The organism is Klebsiella sp. 141161 (assembly GCF_050600815.1).
Lineage (GTDB): Bacteria > Pseudomonadota > Gammaproteobacteria > Enterobacterales > Enterobacteriaceae > Klebsiella > Klebsiella aerogenes.
Genome location: NZ_JAQIRN010000003.1, coordinates 371,934 through 386,208, shown reverse-complemented (window position 1 = coordinate 386,208; position 14,275 = coordinate 371,934). Strand labels below are relative to the sequence as shown.

Annotated in this window: 12 protein-coding genes; 8 read left to right on the top strand and 4 right to left on the bottom strand. The window is 57.7% G+C overall.

What is annotated here, in order from left to right; genetic code table 11:
* Positions 1-5: 5 nt before the first annotated feature.
* Complete coding sequence (locus PGR79_RS10135) at positions 6-209, bottom strand: MbtH family protein (protein WP_087860270.1); 204 nt, start codon at positions 207-209, stop codon at positions 6-8.
* A gap of 3 nt (positions 210-212) precedes the next feature.
* Entirely contained in the window at positions 213-1,481 is a 1,269-nt protein-coding gene (fes, locus tag PGR79_RS10130) for an enterochelin esterase (RefSeq protein ID WP_430921730.1), read from the bottom strand.
* A 236-nt stretch (positions 1,482-1,717) separates the two neighbouring features.
* Between fes and fepA the strand changes: the two genes are divergently transcribed.
* Positions 1,718-3,946 carry a siderophore enterobactin receptor FepA gene (gene fepA / locus PGR79_RS10125; RefSeq protein ID WP_411325843.1) on the top strand — a complete coding sequence of 743 codons (2,229 nt, stop codon included), beginning with the start codon at positions 1,718-1,720 and terminating at the stop codon, positions 3,944-3,946.
* 55 nt (positions 3,947-4,001) lie between these two features.
* Here fepA and PGR79_RS10120 read toward each other — a convergent pair whose 3' ends face one another.
* Together PGR79_RS10120 and PGR79_RS10115 are read right to left on the bottom strand one after the other, a co-directional pair.
* On the bottom strand, positions 4,002-4,931 hold the full coding sequence (locus PGR79_RS10120) for a transketolase family protein (protein ID WP_430921599.1): 930 nt from the start codon (positions 4,929-4,931) through the stop codon (positions 4,002-4,004).
* Complete coding sequence (locus PGR79_RS10115) at positions 4,924-5,754, bottom strand: transketolase (protein ID WP_087860274.1); 831 nt, start codon at positions 5,752-5,754, stop codon at positions 4,924-4,926. The genes PGR79_RS10120 and PGR79_RS10115 overlap by 8 nt, the downstream gene beginning before the upstream one ends.
* Positions 5,755-6,127: 373 nt before the next feature.
* On the opposite strand from PGR79_RS10115, the gene PGR79_RS10110 reads away from it, so the two are divergent.
* The 7 genes from PGR79_RS10110 to PGR79_RS10080 all read left to right on the top strand — a co-directional run bounded on the left by PGR79_RS10110 (position 6,128) and on the right by PGR79_RS10080 (position 14,208).
* The gene (locus PGR79_RS10110) at positions 6,128-7,078 is read left to right on the top strand and encodes a sugar-binding transcriptional regulator (protein WP_087860276.1); all 951 of its coding nucleotides are present in this window, start codon (positions 6,128-6,130) and stop codon (positions 7,076-7,078) included.
* A 349-nt stretch (positions 7,079-7,427) separates the two neighbouring features.
* Complete coding sequence (locus PGR79_RS10105) at positions 7,428-8,948, top strand: FGGY family carbohydrate kinase (protein ID WP_430921597.1); 1,521 nt, start codon at positions 7,428-7,430, stop codon at positions 8,946-8,948.
* 169 nt (positions 8,949-9,117) lie between these two features.
* Entirely contained in the window at positions 9,118-10,053 is a 936-nt protein-coding gene (locus tag PGR79_RS10100; RefSeq protein WP_430921595.1) for a D-ribose ABC transporter substrate-binding protein, read from the top strand.
* Positions 10,054-10,096: 43 nt separating this feature from the next.
* Positions 10,097-10,717, top strand: coding sequence for a DUF2291 family protein (locus PGR79_RS10095; RefSeq protein WP_430921593.1), 621 nt, complete (start codon positions 10,097-10,099; stop codon positions 10,715-10,717).
* Between the two features lies 1 nt (position 10,718).
* A complete protein-coding gene (locus PGR79_RS10090; RefSeq protein ID WP_430921591.1) occupies positions 10,719-12,263 on the top strand; it encodes a sugar ABC transporter ATP-binding protein in 1,545 nt (514 codons plus the stop codon).
* Between the two features lie 17 nt (positions 12,264-12,280).
* On the top strand, positions 12,281-13,348 hold the full coding sequence (locus PGR79_RS10085; protein ID WP_015367789.1) for an ABC transporter permease: 1,068 nt from the start codon (positions 12,281-12,283) through the stop codon (positions 13,346-13,348).
* Between the two features lie 62 nt (positions 13,349-13,410).
* The gene (locus tag PGR79_RS10080) at positions 13,411-14,208 is read left to right on the top strand and encodes an SDR family oxidoreductase (RefSeq protein ID WP_087860280.1); all 798 of its coding nucleotides are present in this window, start codon (positions 13,411-13,413) and stop codon (positions 14,206-14,208) included.
* Positions 14,209-14,275 lie beyond the last annotated feature (67 nt).

Here is a 14,275-nt window from a genome sequence, read left to right as displayed (position 1 = left end):
GCTCCTCAGGAGGCGTAGTGCGCTGGAATAAGGGTTGACCAGTTGGCGGCAAGCCAGGCGTTACAGGCCTCTAATGACTGCGGCGGACACTCCACCGTCCAGCCTGCTGGCAGCGCGCAGTGATGCGGCCACAGGCTATATTGCCCCTGAGCGTTGCGCAGAATGTAAAACTGCCCTTGCGGATTGTCGAAGGGGTTGCTGAATTGCATCTCTCACTCCTCATTAAGCGCGTGTTGTTGTCCACCGCGCAAAGGCTGCCACAGCTGGATAAGCCCGGACGTCAGCCCGCCGCGCCAGCATAGCGCGTCATGCCCGCCGTCAACCTGGCGCCAGAAAACGGACGGCGTGGTCTGCCGTAGTTGCGCGAAAAGCGCCTGGTTAGCGCGAAAAATAATCGGCTCGCGCACGCCGGCTTCCAGCCAGATGCGCAGCCCCTGCGGTCGAAGCTCGCCGCGCTGCAGTTGTTCAAGTATCACCCCCGGCTGGCTACTGCCGCGCTGCGGCCACCAGTACGACCCCGACTGGCTCAGAACGCAGCCAAAACGCTGCGGCCAGTGGAGCGCGGCATACATCGCCGCCAGACCGCCGAAGCTCTGTCCCGCCACCACCGTCCGGTCGGCACGATCGCTGAACGGCGCCGCGGCCTGCACCTGCGGCAGCAGTTCTTCCTGTACCGCCAGCCAGAAATCACGGTTGCAGGGCAGCTCGACGCTGCGGTGTTGATTGTCGATAACGTCGATCAGCACATAGACCGCCGGCGGCAGGCGGCCTTCCCGCGTCAGCCCCGCCAGCGGCGCAAAGACAGGCATGCTTTCGGCCCAGAACTGGCCGTCAAGCAGGACCGCCAGCGGGCGATCCGCCCCACTGCCGGTGGTGTAAATCCACACTCGTCGCTGGTTTCCTAATCGCTGACTGCGCCATTCAATACAGCGCGGCGCTGGCGAAACCGGCTCGCGATAATGCCAACCCGGCTGTTCCGGCGCCTGCGGCAGTTCCAGCGCCGAGACCGCGTGGCCGCGTCCCCCCTTCCAGCTTTGCGGATTGCGGGGATCGGCAACCGCCCGCGGCAGCAGTTTGCGCCAGCCTTCGCGCAGCAGCGCGCGGTCCGGCGCTTCACCGTTAAAAAGCTGCGGGGAAAAATCGTCGTCGCGTTCGGAAGGAATAAAACAGTAGCTGCCGCGCCAGCTGGCGGGGAGCGTGGTTTGCCAGCACCAGGCATCGGTACCGGGGATGCGCTGCAGGGTTTGCGGCGCCGCATTGTGGTGATGATCGGTGACGCCGGTAATGTAAATCCACACCCGCCGAATCGGCGACGTGGTTTCGCTGCCCGCCGGATCGCGCCACCAGAAGGTCACCCGATATGCGTCGCCCAGCGCTTCTGTCTGCGGGCCGGCGATCCCCCGCCACCAGTCGTCACTTCCCGTTATTTGCATTCCGTCAGTAACCCTATGTTTACCGTGATTTTTATCAACAAAGGCAATATTTATTGATAATATTATTGATAACTATTTGCATTTGCAATAGCGTATTAACGCGCCTATGGGTAGCGCGTCTTCTCATTACATTAAATCAAGGTCAGAGAGGGTCTTTTCAGAGCGTTTGGCTCGGTCGGCTACGGAAAGCGTTCACCTTCTACTGGCTACATTTATGCCGTCTCCCCTCCCGGTGGGAAGGGGCTTCTGGGGAAAGCGGCAAAGAAAAGCGGAACTGACTTACAATGAATAACAGGATTAAGTCCCTGGCCTTAATGGTCAATCTGGGTATCTACGGGGTGGCATTCCCGCTATGCGCGGCAGAAGAAACCACCGACAGTAAACAAACCGCCGGTGAAGAAACGATGGTAGTCACCGCCGAGGTGCAAAACCTGCAGGCGCCGGGCGTTTCTACCATTACCGCCGATGAAATTCGCAAACGTCCGCCGGCGCGCGACGTCTCTGAAATCATCCGTACCATGCCGGGCGTCAACCTGACCGGCAACTCCACCAGCGGCCAGCGCGGCAACAATCGCCAGATTGATATTCGCGGTATGGGCCCGGAAAACACCTTAATCCTGATTGACGGTAAGCCCGTGACCAGCCGTAACTCTGTTCGTCTCGGCTGGCGCGGCGAGCGCGACACCCGCGGCGATACCAGCTGGGTACCGCCGGAGATGATCGAACGTATTGACGTTATCCGCGGCCCGGCGGCGGCGCGCTACGGCAACGGCGCGGCGGGCGGCGTGGTCAACATCATTACTAAAAAATTCGACAACCAGTGGCATGGTTCGTGGAACGCCTACATGAACATGCCGGAGCATAAAGACGAAGGCGCGACCAAGCGTACCGACTTTAGCCTCAGCGGCCCGCTGGGCGGCGATTTCAGCTTCCGCATGTACGGTAACCTCGATAAAACCCAGGCTGATGCCTGGGATATCAACCAGGGCCATCAGTCTGAACGTACCGGCATTTACGCCGATACCCTGCCCGCCGGGCGTGAAGGGGTAGAAAACAAAAACATCAACGGCGTGGTCCGCTGGGATTTCGCGCCGATGCAGTCGCTGGAGTTTGAAGCCGGCTATAGCCGCCAGGGCAACCTGTATGCCGGTGATACGCAAAACACCAACAGCAACGATCTGGTGAAAGAGAACTACGGTAAAGAGACCAACCGACTCTATCGCAATACTTACTCCGTGACCTGGAACGGCGGCTGGGATAACGGCGTGACCACCAGCAACTGGGCGCAGTACGAACACACCCGCAACTCCCGTAAAGGCGAAGGTCTGGCGGGCGGCACCGAGGGGATCTTCAGCAGCAACCAGTTCTCGGATATCGATCTCTCCGACGTGATGCTGCACAGCGAAGTCAATATTCCGTTCGATCTGTGGGTTAACCAGAACCTGACGCTTGGTACCGAATGGAACCAGCAGCGCATGAAGGACAACGCCTCTAATACCCAGGAACTCTCCGGCGGTGAAATTCCGGGCTATGACAGCACCGGCCGCAGCCCGTATTCGAAAGCGGAAATCTTCTCCCTGTTCGCCGAGAACAACATGGAAGTGACCGATACCACCATGCTGACGCCGGCGCTGCGTTTCGATCACCACAGTATTGTCGGTAATAACTGGAGCCCGTCGTTGAACCTGTCGCAGGGTCTGGGCGACGACTTTACCCTGAAAATGGGTATCGCCCGCGCCTATAAAGCGCCGAGCCTGTATCAGACCAACCCCAACTATATTCTCTACAGTAAAGGTCAGGGCTGCTACGCCAGCCAAGCAGGCTGCTACCTGCAAGGGAATGACGATTTAAAAGCAGAGACCAGCATCAACAAAGAGATCGGCCTCGAGTTCAAACGCGACGGCTGGCTGGCGGGGGTTACCTGGTTCCGTAACGATTACCGCAACAAGATTGAAGCGGGATATGCCCCAGTTTATCGCAATACTAAAGGGACCGACCTGTACCAATGGGAAAACGTGCCGAAAGCGGTAGTTGAAGGGCTGGAAGGCACGTTGAACGTGCCGGTCAGCGAGACGGTGAACTGGACCAACAACATCACCTACATGCTGCAGAGTAAGAACAAAGAGACCGGCGATCGCCTGTCGATTATTCCGGAATACACGCTGAACTCGACGCTGAGCTGGCAGGTTTATCAGGACGTTTCTGTGCAATCGACCTTCACCTGGTACGGCAAGCAGGAACCGAAGAAGTACAACTACAAAGGTCAGCCGGTCACCGGCAGCGAGAAGAACGAGGTCAGCCCGTATAGCATCCTCGGCCTGAGCGCGACCTGGGACGTGACCAAAAACGTCAGCCTGACCGGCGGCGTGGATAACGTCTTCGACAAGCGCCACTGGCGCGCGGGTAACGCCCAAACGACCGGCGGCGACAAAGGGAGTATGTACGGCGCTGGCGCGGAGACCTATAACGAATCCGGCCGTACCTGGTATATGAGCGTCAACACCCACTTCTGATAATATTAGTGTCTGACGCCCTCCCCGCCGGGAGGGCGTTTTTTTCAACACTGCGCTATTTCTGTACCCGCGCGACAATCGACGCCGCATCAAAACCGTGATACTGACGCAACCAGCCGCGATCGGCGGCCGCCGCATACTCGCCATCCGGGATCCCCAGACGCTGCAAGGCAATCCCTGTCCCCGCTTCCGCCAGCACTTCGGCGACCAGGCTCCCCAGCCCGCCGTTGACGTTATGTTCTTCGACGGTAATAACTGAACGGCATGACTGCAGCGCCGCCAGCAGCGCCGTGGTATCGCAGGGACGAATCGACGGCACGCTGACCACTTTCGCCTCAATGCCGAGGTCGGCAAGCTGCTGCGCCGCCTCCACCGCTTCGTGCACCGTTGAACCGGTCGCTACCAGCGCCACCGCTTCGCCTTCGCGCAGGGTCAGTACCGCGCCGGGCACAAAACGGTACGCTTCGTCATGCAACTCCGGTAGCGCCTTGCCGTCAAGGCGGATATAAACCGGCCCCTGATACGCCAGGGCGTAGTCGATAATCTGCCGACATTCGCGCGGCGTGGAGGGGGCGAAAATCTGGATATTGCCGAAACCGCGCATTACCGCCAGGTCGTCAATAGCATGGTGGGTACTGGCCAGCGGGCCATAGCTGGCCCCGGCGTTAAGGCCAAAGAGCTTGACGTTGGTGTTGTTGTAACAGACATCGACTTTAATCTGCTCGTTAGCGCGGGAGACAAGGAACGGCGCGGCGTTACAGGTCACCGCCACTTTACCGCCGAGCGCCAGCCCCGCGGCGGTGCCGACCATGCTCTGCTCGGCGATACCGACGTTAACCAGCCGTCCGGGGAACTGCTTAATAAAAGGAGCGATCTTGGCCGTTGAGGTGGAGTCCGCGACCACCGGCACCAGATCGACGCCCTTTTCCACCGCGGCGATAAACGCCTCGACCATCACGTTCGCCAGGTGTTCTGCATTACTCATCTTTCAGTTCCTCCAGCGCCAGTGCGATTTCCTCGCCTTTCGGCACCCGGTGATGCCACTCCGGGCGCCCCTGGATAAAGGAGATGCCCGCGCCCTTCGTGGTGTTAGCAATAATGACGTTAGGTTTACCGTTCTGCTGCAGCCCTTCGATAGCCGCGACCACCGAGGCCATATCGTTACCCTCGCATTCGCTGACCTCCATGCCGAAGGCGCGCCATTTATCGGCCAGCGGATCGGTATTCATAATTTCGCGGGTTGGCCCAGCCAGCTGAAGATTGTTCTTATCATTAATAATGACCAGGTTATCGAGGCCATAATGGGCCGCCGCCAGCGCCGCCTCCCAGTTACTGCCTTCCGCCAGTTCGCCGTCGCCGGTGATTAAAAAGATGCGGCGGGAGCTATTGCTTTTCTTTGCGGCCAGCGCCAGCCCCACCGCAACGGGCAAACCGTGGCCCAGCGCGCCGGTGTTTAGCTCAATGCCCGGCGTTTTCTGCCGCACCGGATGGCCGGGAAGGTGCGAGTTCGCGTGCTGGTAGGTTTCCAGCCATTCGATCGGGAAGAAACCCGCTTCCGCCAGTACGCAGTAGTAGCAGCCCACCGCATGGCCTTTCGACTGGATATAGATATCGCGCTGCGGGTCGTCAAGACGATCGGGCGCCGCATTGAGCACACGGAAGTAGAGCGCGGTTAACAGCTCGACCTGCGACAGGTCGGCCCCGGTGTGCCCGCCCGCCGGACTATTGGCGTTTAAGCGGACAATGTGGCGGCGCACGGCGCGCGCTTTGCGCTCAAGCGTCTGGACATCAAATCTGTAGGGATTCATTTAATACCTCTGAATTTATTTTCAATATGGAATATTTATTCCGTCAGGGACTAAAAAAACCAGATATCCCCATGCCGGTGGTTAGCCTTCCACCACAGCGCCGTACTCAGGAACATTCTGCCTCCCGCTCCAGGCGAAGCCCGGATAAACTCGTTGACTCAAAGCCACCTTGAATATATATTCAATGATGATTCTTTATTCGATTATGACCTGGCTGTTTTGTTTTTGTCCATAGTCGATTTTGATGAGTGGCAAAAATTTGACCACCATCACACTTAAGTGTGATTTTTTTTCGCGTATGATAAAAGTCACTACGATAATGGCTGCAGCTAAACGCCTGAAGAAAGGCGATAAATGATTTTCGAGGATAAATATGGCTAAGCAGGATGAACAACGGCTATTGGTGAAGATTGCCACGCTTTACTATCTGGAAGGACGAAAGCAGTCTGATATCGCCCAACTTCTCTCGCTGTCTCAGTCATTTGTCTCTCGCGCGATTACCCGCTGCCAAAAAGAGGGCGTCGTGAAAATCAGCGTCGTGCAGCCATCGAATATTTTCCTCAATCTTGAAAAGGGGCTTGAGGATCGCTACGGGCTTAAACAGGCGGTGGTGGTCGATACCGAAGAAGAGGCCAGCGACCATACCATCAAGCGGGCGATAGGTTCGGCCGCCGCGCACTACCTGGAAACCCGCCTGCGGCCAAAAGATCTAATTGGCGTCTCTTCATGGAGCTCGACCATCCGCGCGATGGTTGATGAGGTCCACGCGCAAAATCTGAAGGCCAGCGGCGTCATCCAGCTGCTTGGCGGCGTCGGGCCCAACGGCAACGTGCAGGCGACGATCCTCACCCAGACGCTGGCCCAGCGTCTTAACTGCGATGCCTGGCTGCTGCCGTCGCAGAGCATCGAAGGTTCCATGGAAGAGCGCAACCGCCTGCTGGCCAGTAAAGATGTCGCCGACGTGGTTTCCCGCTTTGACGAGGTCGATATCGCCATTGTCGGCATTGGAATTCTCGAACCTTCCCAGTTGCTGAAAACGTCGGGTAACTATTATCACGAAGATATGCTGCAGGTGCTGGCGGCGCGCGGCGCGGTTGGCGATATCTGCCTGCACTACTACGACAAATACGGCCAGCCGGTGTTGCGTGATGATGAAGATCCAGTGATCGGCATGGCGCTGGAGAAAGTCAAAAAATGCCCGAACGTGGTCGCGCTGGCCGGCGGCACCGACAAAGTCGCGGCAATTAAAGGCGCGCTTACCGGCGGCTATATCGACGTTTTAATCACCGATTACCCCACCGCCAGACTACTGGTTAGCGACTAACCCACCGCAGTTTCCCGCCTCGACAATCCCTGAGGCTGTTTTTTCAGCCACAGGGATTGCAAAAATAAATAATTATAATTCAATAAATTAAGCCATCCCCCTCCCCGTCTTCGCGGCATATTCCCAATCTGTGAAATGTGATTGCCAGCACAATTGATGATTTTTCAGGTAGCCCATCACCGGGTTTGTGGCTTAAGGTATCAAATAAATAATCACTATCGAATATATATTCAGTGATGAAAAAGTGATAACGATATGTCACATCATGGCCTGCGTAGACGCATGCAATGGCCGGAGATAAACCATTCTCCGCCGTTCCAGGACAATGTGTGACCGAGGAGAGCATCATATGCAGGCGACAGCCAAAGAGTTCATCATTGCGCTGGATGAAGGCACCACCAACGCGAAAGCCGTGGTGCTGGACGGCAAAGGCAAAGTTAGCGTCAAGTTCTCGCAGCCGCTGGCGATCCAAACCCCTCGCGAAGGTTGGGTGGAACAATCCGGCGAGGCGCTGGTGGCGGCCTCGCTGGCGGTGATCGCCAAAGCGGTGGCTCACGTCGGCGCGGAAAACGTCGCGGCGCTGGCTATCAGCAATCAACGTGAAACCGCCATCGGCTGGTATCGCGCCAGCGGTGAACCGATTAACGCCGCCATCACCTGGCAATGCACCCGCAGCGCCGCGTTCTGCGACACCCTGCGTCGCGATCGTCAGGAACAGCGCATTAAGCACGCCACCGGCCTGCCGATTGCGCCGCTGTTTTCCGCCTCTAAAATGCGCTGGCTGCTGGACGCCACTCCCGACGGCTATCAGCTTGCCGAACGCGGCGAGATTTGCCTCGGCACTATCGACAGCTGGCTACTGTGGAATTTGACCGGCGGACAATCCTTCTTCTGCGATTACTCCAACGCCGCCCGCACCCAATTGCTGAATCTGCACCGCGGCGAGTGGGATGACGAGATGCTGACGCTGTTTGGTATTCCGCGCGCGGCGCTGCCGGAGATTAAACCGTCGAGCGGTCTGTTTGGCTACACCAAAGGGCTAACGGCGATCCCCGACGGTATCCCGGTGATGGCGATGATCGGCGACTCACACGCCGCGCTCTTCGGCCACGCGCTTGGCGAAGCTGGCTGTGTGAAAGCCACCTACGGCACCGGCTCCTCGGTGATGGCGCCGGTCAAATCGGCCCAGTGCGATATTGCCGCTCTGGCGACCACCGTCGCCTGGCACGATGGCGACCAGCTGGTGTGGGGGCTGGAAGGCAACATTCCCCATACCGGCGATGCGGTAGCATGGATGGCGGACAGCACCGGACTGAGCGAACTCTCCGCCGCCGATCTGGCCCATGAGCTGAATACCCTGCCCACCTCTGTCGATTCGACTTTAGGGGTCTACTTCGTACCGGCGCTGACCGGGCTCGGCGCCCCCTGGTGGGACGACAGCGCCCGCGGGGTGATCTGCGGTCTGAGCCGCGGCGTCAAGCGCGCGCACCTGATCCGCGCGGCGCTGGAATCCATTACCTATCAAATCGCCGACGTGGTGGCAGCGATGCGCCAGCACGCTGAATTCACCCTGACGGCGTTAATGGTCGACGGCGGCCCAACCAACAACGACTGGCTGATGCAATACCAGGCCGACCTGCTCGGCTGCCCGGTGATGCGCAGCGATATCCCGGAACTGTCCGCCATCGGCGCGGCGTTGCTGGCGCGAAAAGCCCTCACTCCGGGTGAAACCGCCGACCTGCAAGCCTTCTTAACCGAACACAGCGCTTTTCAACCCGACATGGCCCGCCACCAGCGCCTACAGCAGCGCTGGCAGGAGTGGCGCTATGCGGTAAACAGAACATTATGGAAACCGGATTCGCCGGCCTGATGCCCATCGGCGTCGGATTGGGCGACGAACCTTATTAACCCACTACAGGAGAACCCCGGCCCATAACGATGTATCGCAACCCCCGAATTTATTCTGGGGAAATTTCAGACCGTAAACCCTGCCCGCTCAGGGATCATTTGTTCGAATATAAAAATACAGGAACAGAGTCATGAAATTACGTTTAACTCTTTTAACCGCTGCGACCCTGACCGCCTTTTCCTTTGCCGCGCATAGCGCCGAAAAAGGCACCATTATGATAATGGTTAACTCGCTGGATAACCCTTATTACGCCTCGGAAGCCAAAGGCGCCAGCGAAAAAGCGCAGGCCCTCGGCTATAAAACAACCGTGCTCTCGCATGGCGAAGATGTGAAAAAGCAAAATGAGCTGATTGATACCGCCATTGGTAAAAAGGTGCAGGGGATTATTCTCGATAACGCCGACTCCACCGCCAGCGTCGCCGCCATTGAAAAAGCCAAAAAAGCGGGTATTCCGGTGGTATTAATTAACCGTGAAATTCCGGTTGATGATGTCGCGCTGGAACAGATTACCCACAATAACTTCCAGGCGGGTTCAGAAGTCGCCAACGTATTTGTTGAGAAAATGGCGGAAAAAGGCAAATACGCCGAACTGACCTGCAACCTCGCCGATAATAACTGCGTCACCCGTTCTAAATCCTTCCACCAGGTGATTGACCAGTACCCGGATATGGTCAGCGTGGCAAAACAGGATGCCAAAGGCACCCTGATCGACGGCAAACGCATTATGGATAGCATTCTCCAGGCTCACCCGGATGTCAAAGGGGTGATCTGCGGCAACGGCCCGGTGGCACTTGGCGCCATCGCGGCGCTAAAAGCGGCCAATCGTAACGATGTGATCGTCGTCGGTATCGACGGTAGCAACGACGAACGCGATGCGGTGAAGGCGGGCACACTGCAGGCGACCGTGATGCTCCAGGCGCAGTCCATCGCCGCCCAGGGCGTGACCGATCTGGATAACTACCTGCAAAAAGGAGAGAAGCCGGCGAAGCAGCGCGTGATGTTCCGCGGCATTCTGATTACCCAGGATAACGCAGATAAAGTTCAGGACTTCAACATCAAGTCCTGAGTTCGGGTGGTTGCGCCCCTGCGGGGGCGCAGAGGAGAGCATTATGTACAAGAAAACCTGTCTCGCGCTGGCCGTTCTGGCGCTGGGCGGCTGCCGCATCGTCTCGCAGCAGGAGCTGGCAGACCTGAAATCCCCGCCCAATCCGCATATGGCGAACATCGATAAAACCTGGCAGCAGAGCATCGTGCCGCAGGTGGTCGCCAACGCCCGCCCGGCGGCGGAGTTGATGAGCGCGCTGAAGGCGCAAAAAGATATCGATAGCGCCTGCAAAGCGCTGGGCTACCGCGCCCAGGTCGAAAACCCGTGCATCTTTTACGTTAAGGTGGCGGGCGCCGTCAGCAAGCTGGATAGCGCCTCGCGCAGCGGCAAGATGACCCTCGCCGATGGCAGTATCGGTAATGTGATGGTGCAGATTGGCCCAACCCTGCGCGGCACCTTGCTGCGCGACGGTTACCGCGGCGCCAGCTACCAGGACTTTAACGACCAGGTGCTGTTTGGCGAATACAGCAAAAATATTAACAGTCAGGCGGTCAAGATGATTCAGGCGGCCAACCTGAAAACCGGCGACAACATAGAAGTGTATGGCGTCTTCTCGGCCTGGGATATTCCACAAACTTTTCCAGAAATCACGCCGGCGAAAATCGTTCATCCGGGAGGTCAATAATATGACGCCGCAAGATATCGTCGCTCCCCAACCAGTCGAATCTGAAGTGATTATCGAAACCCGCGGCCTTTCGCGCATTTATCCCGGCGTGACCGCGCTGGATAACGTGAACTACCGGGTCTATCGAAATAAGGTTAACGTTCTGATCGGAGAAAATGGTGCGGGTAAATCCACCATGATGAAAATGCTTGCCGGCGTTGAAACGCCCTCCTCCGGTCAAATTATTCTCGATGGCGAGGCGGTGACTTTAAACTCTACCCATCAGGCAGAGAAAGTCGGCATCAGCATTATTTTCCAGGAACTGAATTTATTCCCCAATATGAATGTGATGGACAACATATTCATGGCTAATGAATTCTTTCAGAAAGGACGCATCAACGAAAAATATCAATATGCGTTAGCCAAATCGCTGCTGGAGCGGCTGGAGCTCGACGTCGATCCCTACACGCAGCTGGGCGAACTGGGGATTGGCCATCAACAGCTGGTTGAAATCGCCCGTGCGCTATCGAAAGACACCCGCGTACTGATTATGGATGAACCCACCTCGGCGCTGAGCCAGTCCGAGGTCAAAGTGCTGTTTAAGGTCATCGAGCAGCTTAAGCGCCGCGGCGTCACCATTATCTATATTTCGCATCGCCTCGAAGAGCTGATGGAGATTGGCGACAATATCACCATTTTCCGCGACGGTCGCTTTATCAGCGAGCGCAACGTCAGCGACGCCAGCGTGCCGTGGATCATCGAACAGATGGTCGGCGATAAGAAAAAGCACTTTGATTATCAGCCCGCGCCAAAAGGCAACGCGGTGCTTGACGTCAAGGGGCTGACCGCGCTGCATCCGAGCGGCGGCTACAAACTCAATGATGTCACCTTAACCCTCAGCAAAGGCGAAGTGATCGGCATTTACGGCCTGCTTGGCGCCGGGCGCACCGAGCTGTTTAAAGGGCTGGTCGGCCTGATGCCCTGTCAGAGCGGCGAGGTACATCTTAACGGCGAAAACATCGGCAAATCGCGCTTTCAACACCGCCTGAAAAAGGGGCTGGCGCTGGTGCCGGAAGACCGTCAGGGCGAAGGCGTGGTACAGATGATGTCGATTCAATCCAACATGACGCTCTCTGATTTTAGTCTGCAGGGGTTTCGCCGCGCCTGGCGGTGGCTGAATCCGCAGAAAGAAGAGTCCTGCGTAAAAGAGATGATTCAGCAACTGGCGATCAAAGTGAGCGACGCCAATTTGCCCATCACCTCGTTGAGCGGCGGCAACCAACAAAAAGTGGTGTTGGGTAAGGCGCTGATGACCCAGCCGCAGGTGGTGTTCCTTGATGAACCGACGCGCGGTATCGACGTCGGCGCGAAAACCGACGTCTATCACCTGATCGGCAAAATGGCCCAGCAGGGGCTGGCGGTCATGTTCTCCTCTTCGGAGCTGGATGAAGTGATGGCGCTGGCCGACCGCATCCTGGTGATGGCCGATGGCCGCATTACCGCCGATTTACCGCGCCATGCGGTGACCCGCGAAAAGTTAATCGCGGCTTCAACACCTCAAGATTAATCAGGCTGGAATCCATCATGAACCAGAAATATATGATTTATATGTACCTGCTGAAGGCCAGAACCTTCATCGCCCTGCTGCTGGTGATCGCATTCTTCAGCGTGATGGTACCGAACTTCCTGACCGCCTCTAACCTGCTGATCATGACCCAGCACGTGGCGATTACCGGCCTGTTGGCCATCGGTATGACGCTTGTGATCCTTACCGGCGGCATTGACCTGTCCGTCGGCGCGGTGGCGGGTATCTGCGGGATGGTCGCGGGCGCGCTGCTGACCAACGGGCTACCGCTATGGAACGGCGACATCATCTTCTTTAACGTCCCTGAAGTGATCCTTTGCGTCGCGGTCTTCGGCGTGCTGGTAGGGCTGGTTAACGGCGCGGTGATTACCCGCTTCGGCGTCGCGCCGTTTATCTGTACCTTAGGGATGATGTACGTCGCCCGCGGCTCCGCCCTGCTGTTTAACAACGGCAGCACCTACCCGAACCTCAACGGTATGGAGGCGCTGGGCAACACCGGTTTCGCCACGCTGGGCTCCGGTACCCTGCTTGGAGTTTATCTGCCGATCTGGTTGATGATCGGCTTCCTGGTACTGGGCTACTGGCTGACGACCAAAACGCCGCTTGGTCGCTACATCTACGCTATCGGCGGCAACGAATCCGCCGCTCGCCTCGCCGGCGTACCGATCGTCAAAGCCAAAATTTTCGTCTATGCCTTCTCTGGTCTGTGCGCTGCCTTCGTCGGCTTGATCGTCGCCTCTCAGCTACAAACCGCCCACCCGATGACCGGCAACATGTTTGAGATGGACGCCATCGGGGCCACCGTGCTCGGCGGAACCGCGCTGGCAGGAGGCCGCGGTCGGGTGACCGGCTCGATTATCGGCGCCTTCGTGATCGTCTTCCTCGCCGACGGCATGGTGATGATGGGCGTTAGCGACTTCTGGCAGATGGTCATTAAGGGTCTGGTGATCGTCACCGCCGTTGTCGTCGACCAGTTCCAGCAGAAGCTGCAGAACAAAGTCATCCTGATGCGCCGCCACGAAGAGAAGCTGGCCGCGATCCCGCCGAACGGCGCTACCTCCAGCTAATCGGCAACCGTATACACGTATTCCGCCGGGCCTGGCGCCCGGCTTATCGAAAGGGAAAAAATATGCAACGAGATTTCCATAATAAAACGGTGGTTATCACCGGCGCATGCCGCGGCATCGGCGCTGGTATTGCGGAGCGCTTTGCCCGCGACGGCGCTAATCTGGTGATGGTCTCCAACGCCGAGCGCGTTCACGAAACCGCCGAAACGCTGCGTCAGCGTTATCAGGCGGATATTTTATCGCTGCAGGTCGATGTGACCGACGAAGCGCAGGTGCAGGCCCTGTATGAGCAGGCCGCCGCGCGCTTCGGCACCATTGACGTCTCCATTCAGAACGCCGGGGTGATCACCATTGATTACTACGATCGGATGCCAAAAGCCGATTTTGAAAAAGTGCTCGCGGTTAATACTACCGGCGTGTGGCTGTGCTGCCGCGAGGCCGCTAAATATATGGTGAAACAGAACCACGGCAGCCTGATTAACACCTCTTCCGGCCAGGGGCGTCAGGGCTTTATCTACACGCCGCACTACGCCGCCAGCAAAATGGGCGTGATCGGTATTACCCAAAGCCTGGCGCACGAGCTGGCGCCGTGGAACATCACCGTCAACGCCTTCTGCCCCGGCATCATCGAAAGCGAAATGTGGGATTACAACGATCGCGTGTGGGGAGAAATTCTCAGCACCGAGCAGAAGCGCTACGGCAAGGGCGAACTGATGGCGGAATGGGTCGAAGGGATCCCGATGAAGCGTGCCGGTAAGCCGGAAGACGTGGCCGGGCTGGTGGCCTTCCTCGCCTCCGACGATGCACGCTACCTCACCGGGCAGACCATCAATATCGATGGCGGTTTGATTATGTCCTGAACGCGGTAGCCCGGATAAGGCGCTACGCGCCGCCATCCGGGAAACCGGGCTCCCGACGTTCGACACT